Source organism: Burkholderia oklahomensis C6786, assembly GCF_000959365.1.
GTDB classification, from domain to species: domain Bacteria; phylum Pseudomonadota; class Gammaproteobacteria; order Burkholderiales; family Burkholderiaceae; genus Burkholderia; species Burkholderia oklahomensis.
The window spans coordinates 2,587,275-2,601,847 of the sequence record NZ_CP009555.1 but is presented as its reverse complement, the minus strand read 5'-3'; the positions used below and the strand labels follow the sequence as shown (position 1 = coordinate 2,601,847).

Below are 14,573 nucleotides of genomic sequence, written 5' to 3'. Positions count from 1 at the left end.
CACGCGAACGAGAAACCGCCTGTCAGCAACCGGCAGGAAGACGCCCCACAACAAGCTTACAATGCTGCCTCCCACCCTTCGGAGGCATTCCCCATGACTCACGGCCTGCACGGCCCGAAGCGCTGGTATGCGCTCGTCGTCCTCTGCCTGGGCGTGCTGATGATCGTGCTCGACTCGACGATCGTCAACGTCGCGCTGCCGTCGATCGGCGCGGACCTGCACTTCTCCGAAACCGCGCTCGTCTGGATCGTGAACGCCTACATGCTGACGTTCGGCGGCTGCCTGCTGCTGGGCGGCCGGCTCGGCGATCTGTACGGCCATCGCCGGATGTTCCTCGCCGGCCTGACGCTCTTCACGCTCGCGTCGCTCGCGTGCGGGCTCGCGCAGACGCAGGTCGTGCTGATCGCCGCGCGCGCGGTGCAGGGGCTCGGCGGCGCGGTCGTGTCGGCCGTCGCGCTGTCGCTCATCATGAATCTCTTCACCGAGCCGGGCGAACGCGCGAAGGCGATGGGCGTCTACGGCTTCGTCTGCGCGGGCGGCGGCAGCCTCGGCGTGCTACTCGGCGGCTTCCTCACGAGCGCGCTCAGCTGGCACTGGATCTTCCTCGTCAATCTGCCGATCGGCGCCGCCGTCTATGCGCTGTCCGCCGCGCTGCTGCCGAAGGCGCGCGCGCAGGCGGCCGACGCGCGGCTCGACGTCGCCGGCGCCGTCACCGTCACGGCTTCGCTGATGCTCGCCGTCTACGGCGTCGTCAACGGCAACGAGGCCGGCTGGCTGTCGACGCAGACGGTCGCGCTCATCGGCGGCGCGGCCGCGCTCTTCGCGGCGTTCGTCGCGATCGAGGCGCGCGTCGCGCATCCGCTCATGCCGCTCGCGCTCATCGCGAAGCGCAACGTCGCGGTCGCGAACACGATCGGCGTGCTGTGGGCGGCCGCGATGTTCGCGTGGTTCTTCCTGTCCGCGCTCTACATGCAGCGCGTGCTCGGCTACGGACCGCTCGAGGTCGGCCTCGCGTTCCTGCCCGCGAACCTCATCATGGCCGCGTTCTCGCTCGGCCTGTCCGCGAAGATCGTGATGCGCTTCGGCATCCGCGGCCCGATCGCGGCCGGGCTCCTCGTCGCCGCGCTCGGCCTCGCGCTCTTCGCGCGCGCGCCCGCCGACGGCGGCTTCGTCGCGCACGTGCTGCCCGGCATGGCGCTCCTCGGCGTCGGCGCGGGCGTCGCGTTCAATCCGGTGCTGCTCGCCGCGATGAGCGACGTCGCGCCGAGCGATTCGGGGCTCGCGTCGGGCATCGTCAACACGTCGTTCATGATGGGCGGCGCGCTCGGCCTCGCGGTGCTCGCAAGCCTCGCGTCCGCGCACACCGACGCGCTCGTCGCCGCGCACGCGCCGCTGCCGATCGCGCTCAACGGCGGCTATCACGTCGCGTTCGCGTGCGGCGCGGCGTTCGCCGCGGCGGCCGCGGGCTTCGGCATCGCGCTGCGCATCCGTGCACCGTCGAACGCCGGAGCCGAACTGCACGGCGCGGCGCATTGACGGCCGGGGCGCGGGCCGGGCAACCGGCGCGCGTCCTCGAAGCCGGCCGCGCGCGGCATGCACCGCGCAATCGCGCGCCACGCATTCGCGCCGCCTCGTGCGCGGCGCCCGCCGCCCCGTGCCGTTCGCGCCGCCGCCCGGAAGCCGCGCACGACGCTTCTCCGATCTTTTTGCGCTTTTCCGCATCGATCCGCGAGTTTTGCGACAATGGCGGATTCACTTCGCGCCGCTGCTTTCAAACGCCTAACGCCCTCCGCCGATGCCGTTGCTTCATATCGATCCGCTGTATTCCCTGTCCGGCCTCTTCGTCGGTTTTCTCGTCGGCTTGACGGGCGTAGGCGGCGGCTCGCTGATGACGCCGATCCTCGTTCTCCTGTTCAACGTCCATCCGGCGACCGCGGTCGGCACCGATCTGCTGTACGCGGCGCTCACGAAAGCGACCGGCACGTTCGTGCACGGGCTCAAGGGCACGGTCGAATGGCGGATCACCGGGCGCCTCGCGGCAGGCAGCGTGCCCGCCGCCGCGATCACGCTGTGGTTCCTGCATGCGCACGGCATGCACTCGCAGGAAACGAGCCGGATGATCCAGTTCGTGCTCGGCGCCGCGCTGCTGCTCACGTCGCTGTCGCTGCTGTTCCGCCCGCAGCTCGCCGCGTTCGCCGCACGGCGCACGCGCGCGCTCCCGCCGAGCCCGACGCGCACGCTCGCCGCGACCGTGCTTACGGGCGCCGTGCTCGGCGTGCTTGTGTCGCTGACGTCGGTCGGCGCGGGCGCGATCGGCGTGACGGTCCTGTTGCTGCTGTACCCGACGCTCTCGACGACCCGCATCGTCGGCTCCGACATCGCACACGCGGTTCCGCTCACGCTCGTCGCGGGCGTCGGGCACTGGATGCTCGGCTCGGTCGACTGGTCGATACTGGTGTCGCTGCTGATCGGCTCGGTGCCCGGCATCGTCGCCGGCAGCCATCTGTCGGCGCGCGCGCCCGAAGGGCTGCTGCGCCGGATTCTCGCGACGATGCTCGTCGCGGTCGGCGCGAAGCTCGTGCTGTCCTGATCGCATCGCGCGCGCCGCATTCGCCCGCTGCCCCACCGCGCTCCGACGCGGCCATCCGCCCGCCGGGCGACCGCCCCCCCAAAAAAACGCCTCGCGAGCGCATTGCACCCGCGAGGCGAAGATCGCCGCGAAGCCGCCGTTCGCGACTCCCGAGCCCGCCGCCGTCGAACGACGACGACGGCACGCGGCCCGGCCGGGAACGGCTAGCCCCGCGTTACTGCCCCTGCTGTTGCTTCTGTTGCCTCATCTGCAGCGCCTTCTGCTGACGCAGCAGCACACGTTGCAGCGCCATGCGATCCGCGAGGATGCCGTCGTAGAACGTGGCGAGATCCGACTTCATCGCGATCCGCGAATGATCGTTCAGATAGATCATGTGGCCGGACGGGTAGTTCTTCACGGTCAGGTTCGCCGCCTTGAGCGACGGATCGAGCGGCATTTGCTGCAGCGTGAGTTCGGTCTGGTGGAACGGCGTCACCGAGTCGAAGTAGCCGTTCGCCGACAGCACCTTGAGGTCCGGGTTCAGGCTCATCGTCGCCGCGAGGTCGCCCGCCGTGTACAGCGTATTGCCGCCGCCGCGGCTCGCGCCCGTCGGATCCGTGTGGCTGAAGTCCCAGTTGTTGAACACCTGGTCGTTCAGATCGACGAACGACGACGTCGACACGTACTTCAGGTCGTTGTTGATGTAGTCGTTCCACAGCACCGTGTACGCGCCGCCGATGTTGCTGATCGACGGATCGTTGCTGCCCGAGTTCGGCAGGATGTACGGCGCGATGCCCTTGCCCGTGTAGTTCGCGCGTCCGTCGTACTGGCCGATCTGGATGCCCGGCACGAGCGTCAGGAAGAACGTGTACGGCGGATTGTCGTCCGACGACGGCACGTTGCCGAGCGCGGCCGGATTGCCGAACGTCTGGATCAGCGAGACGGGATCGGTGCCGATGTACGCGCCCATCTGCTGCGCGGCCGCGAGGTTCAGGTTCAGCCGCACGTTGACGAAGCCGCCGTCCTGCGGATTCGGCGCCTGCGCGAGCGGCGTGAGCACGTTGTCCGCGTAGCTGCGCGCCTGCACCATGTACGCGTCGAGATCGGCCGGTTTCGGGCTGACGGTCGTCTTGTTCCAGTAGAACGCGTCGGCCGCGAGCGTCGGGAAGATGCCGATCGCGCTCACCGCGTTCGAGTAGTCGAGGATCGACGACTGCAGCGTGACCCCGTTGAGCTCGATGCCGTCCTCATGCAGCACCCACGCCGTCACCGCGCTGCGCACCGTGCCGTACGATTCGCCGAACAGGAACTTCGGCGAGTTCCAGCGCGCGTACTTCGTCAGGTAGCGCTGGATGAAGCGGTCGATCGAGTGCGCGTCCTGGTCGACGCCCCAGAAGTCCTTGTTCTTCGCCGGCGCGATCGCGGCCGAATAGCCGGTGCCGACCGGGTTGATGAACACGAGGTCCGAGCGGTCGAGGAGGCTCTCCGGATTGTCGCGCAGCCGGTACGGCGCGGGCGGCGTGAAGTTCGGGAACGACGACTGCAGGCGCTTCGGCCCGAACGAGCCGAGCAGCAGGTAGACCGACGACGAGCCCGGGCCGCCGTTGTAGAAGAACGTGACGGGGCGCGGCTTCTTCGGATCGGGATTGTCGAGCGTGTACGCGACGTAGAACATCTTCGCGTTCGGCTTCGACGTGATCGGGTCGATCGTCACGAGGTGGCCGGCCGTCGCCGTGTAGGTGAGGATCTGGTCGCCGATCTTCACCTGCCGGTGGACGACCGATGTGCCTTCCGTCGCATCCGTCACCGCGTCGTTCGGGCCGGTGCCGTAGACGTCGTTGTCGAGATACGGCTGATCCGGCGGCAGCGCGGCGTTGCTCGTCGCGTCGGTGGCGGTCGTGGCGTTCGTGGACGTCGCCGTGTTCGCGACGTTCGCGGCCGCGAGCGACGGGCTGCCGCCGCCTCCGTCATCGCCGCCGCAAGCGGCGACGAGCAGTGCGGCAAGGGCGGCAGCGGCGACCGGCCGTGCCGCCCTGCCCAACCTGAGCGCGAAACCGTCTTTCAAGGACTTCTGTATCTTCATTATTGCCCTCTCGAATAGAACGATAAATTCCGTCGATTGAAACGGATGATTTCATCGACGCTCCGCACCAGGAATGCGACCGTTATGCGACGCGCACCCCGAGTATTTTCGCCATGCGCAGCATTAGCGCACGGCATTATTTACCCGCCCGGATTTCCGGCTTGACGCACTGGAATCAATTCCAGAATAAAATCGGCGATCGCGATGCCGATCGCGCGGGACGCCCCCTGCGCTCCGAGTAGACAAGACCGCCCCGCGCGCAGCCAGGCTGCCGCACGCATTGTTTTTTCAAAGAAAATAATCCCCACTCCGATTTTCCATTAATCATCGACCGACAATTCGAGTCGATTTTTAGAAAACCGTAAAATGATTTCGAAAGGATTATTTAATGAAACAGAAATATATTGGTTACATGTAATTTTTAAAAATATGAGCAAATATCGGCGCATATTAGAAGCGCCCGACTGCAACGTAAAGTAAGAATTTGTTACAGAGAAATCCGGGAATGGCGCGATGTGGCGAATGCGTATCGGCCAATGAAAACGGCCGGCCGCACGTATGTGCGGGCCGGCCGTCGCGGCGGAAAACGTGCGCGGCGCGTCAGAGCGGCACGTCGATCACCCCCGCGTTCACCGTGATCGCGTTCGCGCCCGGCGACTGGACGATCGGCGGCAGATTCGCCGTCGACAGCGCGGGCGCGGCGCCCGGCACGCCGCCGCGCGGCACCGTGCGGATCACCTGCGACGGCGGCAGCGGCGCGCCGTTCTTCAGGTGATTCCACATCAGGTTGAGCGCCTGCCCGTCGTAGTAGTGAACGGGCACGAAGCGCGTGTCGAAGCCCGGCACCGGCAGGAACGCGTCGAAGTGCTGGCCGTTCGTCACTTCGTAGAACGACAGCTGGCTCGCGCCGCGCTCGGTCGCGCTGTTCTGCGCGACGTACGCGCGCGACGCGTGATTGACCGGCACGAGCGCGTCGCTGCGGCCATGCACGATGATCGCCGGCTTGTGCTGCAGGTTCGCGTTCACGCGCACCGCATCGACGTTCGCCGCGATGCCGAGCTGGCTCGCGGTCCATAGCTGGCGCAGGCACAGCGCGCCAGCAAAGCTCGCGTCCGGCGTCGCGAGCCGGTGGTCGACGCCGCCCGAGACGCCGTTGAACACGAGATTGATCCCGTTCGTCGGCGGCACCCCGTTGCCCGCGCCGAACAGGTTCGTCATCGGCGACGCGGCGGGCGCGGCGACGGCGCCCGTCGCCGGGTTCGTCGTCGCGAAGCTGAAGTTGCACAGGTTGTCGGTGACACGCGAGCGCGTGTACGCGTTCGCGTACGTGACCGCAATCGCCGGGATCGCCTGCGAATCCCACATCGGCGCCTGCAGCAGGTCGGAATCGGCGAGATAGCCGGCCGCGTGCAGTTGCGCGAGCGCGTCGCTCGCCTGGCTCTGCGTGTCCGCGCCCGAAACGAGCCCGGCCGCCGCGAGCGTCGCGCAGCGCTGGACGCGGATCGACTGCGTGACGCTCGTCGGCAGCGCGCTGAGGTTCGGCGCGCCCGTCGCGGCGCTCGCCGCCGCCGCGCACGGCTGCAGCAGGTTCGCGAGCGTCGCGTAATCGGCGAGCGGCCGGCCGAACGAAGGCACGGGCGCGCCGCCCTGCTCGACCGTCACGCCGGGCGTCAACCGCACGTTGATCTGCGGCTCGCCGACGACGACCGCGGTGATCCAGCCGCGCGTATCCTGCTCGGCCGCCGCGAGCGCCGAACCGCCGCCGTTGCTGACCGAGGCGGCGATCGTCGTGATGTCACCCGGCCGATAGCGGATGCCATGGCGCGTGCCGTCGACGACGGGGCCGAACTGCTCGTTCAGCGCCCAGTACGCGAACTCGACCGCCTGCAGCGTCACGCGTCCCCAGTCCTGCTCGGGATTCTGCTGCGAATGCGCGTGCTTGTACGCGTAGCGGTTCGGAAATGCGCTGTTGAACGCGGCGAGCGCGCTGCTCGACTCGCTCGCGGTGAAGAGGCTCGCGCGGCCAGCGCTCGATGCGCTCGCGAGCGTGCCGTCGATCAGCGTGACGAGGCCCGTGCCGATCTCGTGCGCGCCGTTGCCGCCGCCCTTGTCGTTGTACGCGACCGCGCAGCCGCGCTTCAGGCCCCACTCGCCCGCCGCCGCGATCGCGCCGTACACGCCGCGCGAGCCCGACGCCGTCGCCGTCACGATGCACGGATTCGCCGGATCGAAGCTCGCCGGCACCTGCACGAGCAGCGTGACGTTCTTGCGGCCGCTGCCGTCGTCGGAGTACGCGAGATATTCGGTGCCGGGAATCTTGCCTTCGCCGAGCGTGTCGTTGCCCGCGAGGTCGACGTTCGGCCCCCAGAAGCGCCCGTAGCCGCCGTTCGCCGTGATGTCGACGAGCGCGCGATAGTTCGAGTAGATCGCGAGACGCCGCAGCTCCGCCGCGGTCGGCTGCGCCGGATTCGCGAAGCCGGGCCGCGTGTCGCCGCCCAAGCCCGTCTTGCCGAGTCCCGCCGTCAGCAGATCGTCGCTGACGCCGTCGTAAGCCGTCGTGCGCACGCTGCCCGAAACGAAGTCGGGCAGCACGTTCACCTGCGCGTTGTCGTTGCTGTGGCATGCGCCGAGCAGCACGCTGCCGAAGAGTGCGAGCGCCAGCATCGACGCGCGCTTCGATCCGCCCCTGATCGTCGTCATCATCGCCCCCAGTCTGCTTGGTTGGTTCGCATCGCTCGATCGTCGAGCTGCGCGCGCCGTGCCCGTGCCCGTGCCCGTGCCCGGCCGGCGCGCGCGGCGGACGGCGTCGCCGCGGCGCCCGCCCGTCGTCACTCCGGCTGCACGGACAGCTTGTTGTTGACCGACGCAACGCCCGACACGCCCTTCGCGGCGTCGACCGCCTTGTCGATCTGCGACGCGTCCGGCACCGATCCCTCGAGCGTCACGACGCTGCCCTTCGCGCGCACCGTGATGTTCGACACGTTCACGCCGTTCACCTTCGAGATCGCCTTGCGCACCGCGTAGCCGAGCTTGCGGTTCGACTTGCGCGCGGTCTTCGCGGCGTCCTTCGACGCGCTCGGCGCGGCGGCGGGCGCGTTCGCGTCGGTCGACTCGGTCGCCGCGCCGCTCGCCTGCGCGAATGCGTTGCCGCAGACGAGCGCCGCGACGATCATGCCTCCCACTGCCTTCGATACGATCGATTTCATGCGTTCTCCTGATTCTGGTGGTTTTGACGGGAACCGCGACTGCGGGCGATGCTCGGTCCGGATGCGGACCGCGATGCGTCGTCGCGCGGCGCCGCATGGCGGCTGCGCGAAATGATGCGGGAAAAGCGCCGGCCGGGAATCGAGCCGGATGCGAACCGGCGCGGCGGGCCGGAACCGGATCCGCCGCGTGCCGGGCCGCGTCGCCGCGCCGGAAAGACGGGTGGCGGCCGGCTCGGCCGTTGCGGCGGACGTTGCCGCGCCCGCGCCGGCCGGCGACCGCGCGTTTGCGTTCGCCGGCTGAAAGCAAACGCGCGGCGGCCCTGCACAATGTAATCCACAGTCCGCGCGCGCGCCAAGTTCTCGTGCTGCAGCGCGGCGCACCGCACTGCCGCAGCGGCGCCGAACTCGGGTACCATCGCCGCGAACAGACCGCCTGCCGTCAGTCTCATGAAGCCAGACCATCCTCGCCGTCACCGGCCGCATCGCATCGTCGCCCGCTTCGTCGCGGTGTCGTGGCGCGATCTCGCGATGTCGATCGGGCCGACCGTCGTGTTGTCGATCGCCGCGATCTGGCTCGCGATCGCGCTGATCCAGCCCGCGCCGCCGACATCGCTGACGATCTCGGCGGGCCCGCCCGGCAGCACGAACTGGCGCGCCGCGCAGCGATACAAGCAGATCCTCGCGAAGAACGGCGTGACGCTCGACGTGCTCGAATCCGAGGGCTCGGCCGAAAACCTCGCGCGGCTGTCGGATCCGGCGCAAAAAGTCGACGTCGGCTTCGTCCAGAGCGGCATCGCGCAGAAGGAGAAGCAGGAGAATCTCGTCTCGCTCGGCAGCGTCGGCTACGTGCCGCTCGCGATTCTCTATCGCGGGCCCAAGATCCAGCGGCTGTCGCAGTTCAAGGGCAAGCGGCTCGCGCTCGGCGCCGAAGGCGCGGGCGCGCACGAACTCGGCATCGCGCTCCTCAAGATGAACGGCATCGCGCCGGGCGGCGCGACCGAGCTGCTGCCGCTCTCCGGCGAGGACGCGGCGCGCGCGCTCATCGAAGGCAAGATCGACGCCGCGTTCCTGTCCGGCGACTCGACGCAGATTCCCGTGATGGCGAAGCTGTTTCGTTCGCCCGGCGTGCGTTTCTATTCGTTTACGCAAGCCGAGGCGTACACGCGGCGCTTCCCGTACCTGACCGACATCACGCTGCCGATGGGCGTCTACGATCCGGGCACGAACCTGCCGCCGTCGGACATCCACACGCTGTCGCCGACCGTCGAGCTGATCGCGCGCGACACGCTGCACCCCGCGCTGTCCGACCTGCTCGTCGAGGCCGCGCGCGAAGTGCACGGCCGCGCGACGATCCTGCAGCGCGCCGGCGAGTTTCCGTCGCCCGTCACGCACAGCAGCTTCCCGCTGTCCGACGACGCCGCGCGCTACTACAAGTCCGGCAAGACGTTCCTGTACCGCAAGCTGCCGTTCTGGGTCGCGAGCCTCGTCGACCGGCTGCTCTTCATCGTCGTGCCGCTCATCGTCGTGCTGATTCCGGGGCTGCGGCTCGTGCCGTCGCTGTACGGCTGGCGCGTGCGCTCGCGGATCTACCGCTGGTACGGCGCGCTCATCGCGCTCGAGCGCAGCGCGCTCGGCGAGCACACCGCGCGCCAGCGCGTCGTGCTGCTCGACAAGCTCGACGACGTCGAGGAATCGGTCAACCGGATGAAGATGCCGCTCGCCTACGCGGGCCAGTTCTACGTGCTGCGCGAGCACATCGGCTTCGTCCGCGAGCGGCTGCTCGCGCGCGAACACGAGTCGCCGCCGCCCGCCGCGGCGAATGCGCAGGCGGCGCCGAAGCCCGCCGACGCGCCGCCCGCCGCCCCGCCCGCCTCGGACGGCGCTTGAGCCGAAAATCCGTCGCGGCGGCTGCATTTGCCTGCGCCGCCGCGTAACATTCAATAACGAGGCCGCGCGTTGCGTCCTTTTCATCAGGAGACACTCCATGACCGTCGGCCTCGACGCTTCCCAGCCGATATGGTTCTACGACTTCCTGTCGCCGTTCTCGTATCTGCTGCTGGAACAGCACGACAAGTGGCCCGGCATCGCGTTCGCGCTCGCGCCGGTGGCGCTCGCCGATCTGCATCGCCACTGGGGCCACCGCCCCGCGTCCGACGTGCCCGCGAAGCGCGTCTTCACCTATCGGCACGCGCTCTTTCGCTCGGAGCAGCTCGGCATCCCGTTCAAGATGCCGCCCGCGCATCCGTTCGATTCGACGCGCCTGCTGCTGCTCGCGATCGCGCTCGACTCGGACGTCCAGGCGATCCGCGAGATCTTTCGCTTCGTCTGGCGCGAAGGCCGCGATCCGTCGGCGCCCGACAACTTCGCCGAACTGTGCGGCCGCGTCGGCATCGCGCACGACGACGAGCGGCTCACGTCGGACGAAACCGTCTCGCGGCTACGCCGCAACACCGACGATGCGATCGCCCTCGGCGTATTCGGCGTGCCGACCTTCTGGCTGAACCATCAGCTCTTCTGGGGCGAGGACGCACTGCCGATGGTGCTCTATTGCGCGCGCACGCCGAGCTGGCTCGAATCGAGCGAAGTGAGGCGAATCAGCGCGCTGCCGTCCGGACTCGCATGACGCCGCCCGCCTTTGCGCCTCGCGGGCGCGCGATGCGCCGCGCCCGCGCCTGACGTCGCCCTCCCCGCTGCAGATGCAATCGGATCAAGACCGCGCCGCGTCGCTCGACATCTGGCTCGTGCGCGTGCTGCGCACGCTGCTCGTCGAGCGCAGCGCGACGCAGGCCGCGCTGCGCCTGAACCAGACCCAGCCCGCGATCAGCGCCGCGCTGCGCAAGCTGCGCGACGCGCTCGGCGACCCGCTCCTCGTGCGCGGCAAGACGGGCATGGTGCCGACCGAGTACGGCGCGTCGCTCCTCGATGCCGCCGAGCGCGCGCTGCGCGACGTCGACTTCGTCGCGACGCCGCACGGGCCGTTCGATCCCGACACCGCGCGCCGCACGTTCCGGATCGCCGCGCCCGATTATCTGAACGACTTCTTCATGCCGACGCTGATCGCGCGCTTTCGCGCGGCGGCGCCGCACGCGCGGCTCGAGATCGATTCGCTCAATCCGTCGCTCGATCACGCGGCCGCGCTCGATTCGGGCGCGCTCGATCTCGTGATCGGCAACTGGCCGAAGCCCGACCCGCGCTTCGTGCGCGCGGACCTGTTCTCCGACACCGTGGTCTGCCTGATGCGGCGCGACCATCCGCTCGCGCGCGCGCCGCTCACGCGCGACGCCTACGCGAACGCCGCGCATCTCGCGCCCGCGCCGTACATCGGCGCGCGGCACAACGCGATCGAGATCGGCCTCGCGCGCGCGGGGATCGCGCGGCGCGTCGTCGCGACGCTGCCGTACTTCGGGCTCGTGCCGCAGGTGCTGCTGCAATCGGACCTGATCTTCACGACGACGCGCCGCTTCGCGATCCATTACGCGCAGCTGCTGCCGCTCGTCGTCGTCGAGGCGCCCGTGCCGTTTCCGCGCATCCGCTGCTATCAGCTCCGGCATCCGGCGCCCGATCGGCCGACCGACGTCGATTGGCTGAGCGCGTTGATGGCCGACGTGTCGGCGGAGCTGACGGTGCGCGGAAGGCGGCGGTAGGCGGTCGCGCCGCGTTGCGTTGCGCCGCGTTGCGTTGCGTTGCGTTGCGTTGCGTTCGTTCATCGACGGACGCATCGAGCTCATGGAATTCGGACGAGCGGCGGCATCACATCGTCGCGATGCGCGGATCGCGCACACGTGGCGCACACGTCGACGGCCGCCTCACTCACGGTCGATCGCCCCGCGCGGGTCGCCGGCGCGCAGCGCCGCTCAATGCCGCCGCATCAGCGCGATGAAGAACGCGCCGCCGAGCGCCGCGGTGACGATCCCGATCGGCAGATCCTCGGGCGCGACGAGCGTGCGCGCGGCGACATCGGCCCAGACGAGCAGCGCCGCGCCGCTCAGCCCCGCGACGGGCAACAGCCGCCCGTGCTCCGCGCCGACGAGACGCCGGCACAGATGCGGCGTCACGAGCCCGACGAAGCCGATCGCGCCGCTCACCGCGACCATCGCGCCCGTCGCGAACGATGCGATCACGAACACTTCGCGGCGCATCCGCGCGACGGGCACGCCGAGCGAGACCGCGGCGACGTCGCCCGACATCAGCGCGTTCAATTCGCGGCGGCGCGCAACCAGCAGCAGCGCCGCGAGCGCCGCGCAACACGCGGGCGCGCCGAGCAGATCCCAGCGCGCGAGCCCAACGCCGCCCAGCATCCAGAACAGCACCGACGACGCGGCGCGCGGATCGCCGAGATACAGCAGCAGGTTCGCGACCGCCGTCATCGCGAACGACACCGCGACGCCCGCGAGCAGCAATCGATCCGATTCGAGCCGGCCGCGCCGGTACGCGAGCGCGATCACGAGCGCGGTTGCGACGAGCGCGCCCGCGAACGCCGCGAACGACAGCGTGAGCGGCCCGAACGCGGCGCCGAAGCCGAGCGTCGCCGCGACCGCGCCGAGCATCGCGCCCGAGCTCACGCCGAGCAGATGCGGATCGGCGAGCCGGTTCGCGGTCGCCGCCTGCAGCGCGACGCCGACCATCGCGAGCGTCGCGCCGACGAGCGCCGCGAGCAGCGCGCGCGGCAGCCGGATCTGCCAGACGATGCTGTCCTCGGCGATCGACGCACGGTGCAATGCGAGCGCGTCGATGCGCAGCCCATCCGCGACGTGCGCCGCGACGATCGCGACGACGCGCGCGGGCGCGATCGGCGTCGCGCCGAGCGCGGTCGCGGCGATAACCGAGAGCGCGACGAGCGCCGCGAGCGCCGGCAGCACGAGCCGCGCGCGCAAGCGGCGGCCGTTCGCAACGGTCGACGCTTCGACGATCGTCGCGTCGCTCATCGCGCGGCCTTCGCGAACGCGTCCGGATGCAGGCCGCGCGCGATCGTCTCGACGGCCGCCGCGTTCTCGACGCCGGGCGTCGCCGCATCGTAGGGAATCACGATGAAGCGGCGCGCACGGATCGCGTCGACCTGCGCGAGCGCGGGCTGGCTCAGCAGGAACTGCTTCTTCTGTTCGGCCGTCACCGCCGAATAATCGACGATCACGATCGCCTGCGGATTGCGCGCGACGACGCTCTCCCAGCCGACCTGCGTCCAGCTGCGCGGCACGTCGTCCATCACGTTGCGGCCGCCCGCCGCCGCGATCAGCGCGTTCGGCATCGCGAGCGCGCCGGCCGTCAGCGGCTTGTCCGCGCCGCTGTCGTAGACGAACACGCGCGGCGGCGTCTTTTCGACCGCCGCGCGCGCGAGCGTGCGGCGCACCGCGTCGATGCGCGCGCGCATCGCGTCGACGACCCGCGCGGCGCGCGCGTCGACGCCGAAGATCCGGCCGAGGTTCGTCAGGTCGCGATAGACGTCGTCGAACGACGCGGGCGGGCGCCGCATCACGTCCGAGCACGACTCGCTCAACTCGTACGTTCGGATGCCGAAGCGTTCGAGCGACGCGGGCGTGACCGGGCCGCCCGGATTCATCCCGTAGCCCCAGCCGGCGAAGTAGAAATCGGCGCGCGCGTCGACGAGCGCTTCGAGCGACGGATAGTGCGTCGCGAGCTCGGGCACGCCCGCGAGCGCCGCGCTCAGCCGCGCGTTGCCGGTCTTCCAGCCGGCGATGCCGGTGTAGCCCGCCATCCGGTCCGTGAGGCCGAGCGCGATCATCATCTCGGTCAGGTTCACGTCGTTGCTCACCGCGCGCGCGGGCGCGCGCTCGAACGTGACGTCGCGATCGCAGCTGCGCACCGTCACCGGATACGCGACGGCATCGTTCATCGCCGCCGCCCCGAGCGACAGCGCGCAGACGATGCGCGCGAGCGTCGTGACGCGCAAGGCGGTTGGTCGTTTCAACATCGTTCGGCATCCTCCGGATAGATCAGCGTGACGCGCGGCCGTCCCGATACCGGATGCGCGTCGACGATCGCTTCGACGCCGAACACGTCGGCGAGGAGCGCGCGCGTCAGCACGTCGGCGGGCGCGCCGCTCGCGACGATGCGGCCGCCCGTCAGCACGTGCAGCCGGTCGCAGTACGCGGCGGCGAGGTTCAGGTCGTGGATCGTCGCGAGCGTCGTCACGCGCAGCGCGCGCACGCGCGCAAGCAATTCGAGCTGATGGCGCACGTCGAGGTGATTGGTCGGCTCGTCGAGCAGCAGCAGCGCCGGCCGCTGGACGAGCGCGCGCGCGAGCAGCGCGCGCTGCTTCTCGCCGCCCGACAGCGACGCGAAGCGCCGCTCGCGCCGCGTCCACAGATCGACGTCGCGCAGCGCGGCCTCGACGATGCGCGCGTCGTCGGCGGTGTCCGCATCGAGAAGGCGCTTGTGCGGCGTGCGGCCCATCCGCGCGATCTCTTCGACCGTCAGGCCGAAATCGTCGGGCGCCTCCTGCTGCAGCACCGCGATCCGCTGCGCGCTCCAGCGCGGCGACGCGCGCCACACGTCCCGCGCGTCGAGCGTCACCGCGCCCGCCTGCGGCCGCGCGAAGCGGAACGCGCAGCGCATCACGCTCGTCTTGCCGCTGCCGTTCGGACCGATGAGGCCCGCGAGCTCGCCCGCGCGCACCGTCAGCGACAGGCCGCGCAGCACGGCGGGCGCGCCCGCCGGCGACCAGCACAGGTGTTCGATGTCGAGTGTCGCGGACATG

12 protein-coding genes are annotated in these 14,573 nt (G+C 69.9%); 5 read left to right on the top strand and 7 right to left on the bottom strand.

Annotated elements, in window-relative coordinates; all coding sequences use genetic code 11:
* Positions 1-93: 93 nt before the first annotated feature.
* Positions 94-1,536, top strand: a complete 1,443-nt coding sequence (locus BG90_RS11695; RefSeq protein WP_045568138.1) for a DHA2 family efflux MFS transporter permease subunit — start codon at positions 94-96, stop codon at positions 1,534-1,536.
* A 259-nt stretch (positions 1,537-1,795) separates the two neighbouring features.
* Positions 1,796-2,590: a sulfite exporter TauE/SafE family protein gene (locus BG90_RS11690; RefSeq protein WP_010116790.1), complete on the top strand. Its 795-nt coding sequence runs from the start codon at positions 1,796-1,798 to the stop codon at positions 2,588-2,590.
* A gap of 214 nt (positions 2,591-2,804) precedes the next feature.
* On the opposite strand, the gene BG90_RS11685 is transcribed toward BG90_RS11690, so the two are convergent.
* The 4 genes from BG90_RS11685 to BG90_RS11675 all read right to left on the bottom strand — a co-directional run bounded on the left by BG90_RS11685 (position 2,805) and on the right by BG90_RS11675 (position 7,858).
* Positions 2,805-4,652: a S10 family peptidase gene (locus BG90_RS11685; protein ID WP_010105945.1), complete on the bottom strand. Its 1,848-nt coding sequence runs from the start codon at positions 4,650-4,652 to the stop codon at positions 2,805-2,807.
* Positions 4,653-4,792: 140 nt separating this feature from the next.
* Entirely contained in the window at positions 4,793-4,960 is a 168-nt protein-coding gene (locus tag BG90_RS36125) for a hypothetical protein (RefSeq protein ID WP_157135626.1), read from the bottom strand.
* A 292-nt stretch (positions 4,961-5,252) separates the two neighbouring features.
* Positions 5,253-7,352: a D-(-)-3-hydroxybutyrate oligomer hydrolase gene (locus BG90_RS11680; RefSeq protein ID WP_010105947.1), complete on the bottom strand. Its 2,100-nt coding sequence runs from the start codon at positions 7,350-7,352 to the stop codon at positions 5,253-5,255.
* A 128-nt stretch (positions 7,353-7,480) separates the two neighbouring features.
* Positions 7,481-7,858 (bottom strand): BON domain-containing protein, encoded by a 378-nt coding sequence (locus BG90_RS11675; RefSeq protein ID WP_025989970.1) that lies wholly within the window; start codon positions 7,856-7,858, stop codon positions 7,481-7,483.
* 447 nt (positions 7,859-8,305) lie between these two features.
* Between BG90_RS11675 and BG90_RS11670 the strand changes: the two genes are divergently transcribed.
* From BG90_RS11670 to BG90_RS11660, 3 genes are all read left to right on the top strand, one after another.
* Positions 8,306-9,745: a TAXI family TRAP transporter solute-binding subunit gene (locus BG90_RS11670; RefSeq protein WP_010116793.1), complete on the top strand. Its 1,440-nt coding sequence runs from the start codon at positions 8,306-8,308 to the stop codon at positions 9,743-9,745.
* A 97-nt stretch (positions 9,746-9,842) separates the two neighbouring features.
* Complete coding sequence (locus BG90_RS11665; RefSeq protein WP_010105957.1) at positions 9,843-10,481, top strand: 2-hydroxychromene-2-carboxylate isomerase; 639 nt, start codon at positions 9,843-9,845, stop codon at positions 10,479-10,481.
* A 73-nt stretch (positions 10,482-10,554) separates the two neighbouring features.
* Positions 10,555-11,502, top strand: coding sequence for a LysR family transcriptional regulator (locus BG90_RS11660; RefSeq protein ID WP_010105959.1), 948 nt, complete (start codon positions 10,555-10,557; stop codon positions 11,500-11,502).
* 210 nt (positions 11,503-11,712) lie between these two features.
* Here BG90_RS11660 and BG90_RS11655 read toward each other — a convergent pair whose 3' ends face one another.
* The 3 genes from BG90_RS11655 to BG90_RS11645 all read right to left on the bottom strand — a co-directional run bounded on the left by BG90_RS11655 (position 11,713) and on the right by BG90_RS11645 (position 14,572).
* Positions 11,713-12,783, bottom strand: a complete 1,071-nt coding sequence (locus BG90_RS11655; protein WP_025989971.1) for a FecCD family ABC transporter permease — start codon at positions 12,781-12,783, stop codon at positions 11,713-11,715.
* Complete coding sequence (locus tag BG90_RS11650) at positions 12,780-13,709, bottom strand: ABC transporter substrate-binding protein (RefSeq protein WP_232239081.1); 930 nt, start codon at positions 13,707-13,709, stop codon at positions 12,780-12,782. Before BG90_RS11650 ends, BG90_RS11655 begins: the two co-directional genes overlap by 4 nt.
* Before the next feature lie 71 nt (positions 13,710-13,780).
* Positions 13,781-14,572, bottom strand: coding sequence for an ABC transporter ATP-binding protein (locus tag BG90_RS11645; RefSeq protein WP_010105965.1), 792 nt, complete (start codon positions 14,570-14,572; stop codon positions 13,781-13,783).
* Position 14,573: the final 1 nt, after the last annotated feature.

What these genes read in the sequence shown, in the direction of transcription:
- BG90_RS11695 (WP_045568138.1), top strand. Translation starts at nt 94, where the DNA reads ATGACTCACGGCCTGCACGGCCCGAAGCGCTGGTATGCGCTCGTCGTC.
- BG90_RS11690 (WP_010116790.1), top strand. Translation starts at nt 1,796, where the DNA reads ATGCCGTTGCTTCATATCGATCCGCTGTATTCCCTGTCCGGCCTCTTC.
- BG90_RS11685 (WP_010105945.1), bottom strand. Translation starts at nt 4,652, where the DNA reads ATGAAGATACAGAAGTCCTTGAAAGACGGTTTCGCGCTCAGGTTGGGC.
- BG90_RS11680 (WP_010105947.1), bottom strand. Translation starts at nt 7,352, where the DNA reads ATGACGACGATCAGGGGCGGATCGAAGCGCGCGTCGATGCTGGCGCTC.
- BG90_RS11675 (WP_025989970.1), bottom strand. Translation starts at nt 7,858, where the DNA reads ATGAAATCGATCGTATCGAAGGCAGTGGGAGGCATGATCGTCGCGGCG.
- BG90_RS11670 (WP_010116793.1), top strand. Translation starts at nt 8,306, where the DNA reads ATGAAGCCAGACCATCCTCGCCGTCACCGGCCGCATCGCATCGTCGCC.
- BG90_RS11665 (WP_010105957.1), top strand. Translation starts at nt 9,843, where the DNA reads ATGACCGTCGGCCTCGACGCTTCCCAGCCGATATGGTTCTACGACTTC.
- BG90_RS11660 (WP_010105959.1), top strand. Translation starts at nt 10,555, where the DNA reads ATGCAATCGGATCAAGACCGCGCCGCGTCGCTCGACATCTGGCTCGTG.
- BG90_RS11655 (WP_025989971.1), bottom strand. Translation starts at nt 12,783, where the DNA reads ATGAGCGACGCGACGATCGTCGAAGCGTCGACCGTTGCGAACGGCCGC.
- BG90_RS11650 (WP_232239081.1), bottom strand. Translation starts at nt 13,709, where the DNA reads ATGAACGATGCCGTCGCGTATCCGGTGACGGTGCGCAGCTGCGATCGC.
- BG90_RS11645 (WP_010105965.1), bottom strand. Translation starts at nt 14,572, where the DNA reads ATGTCCGCGACACTCGACATCGAACACCTGTGCTGGTCGCCGGCGGGC.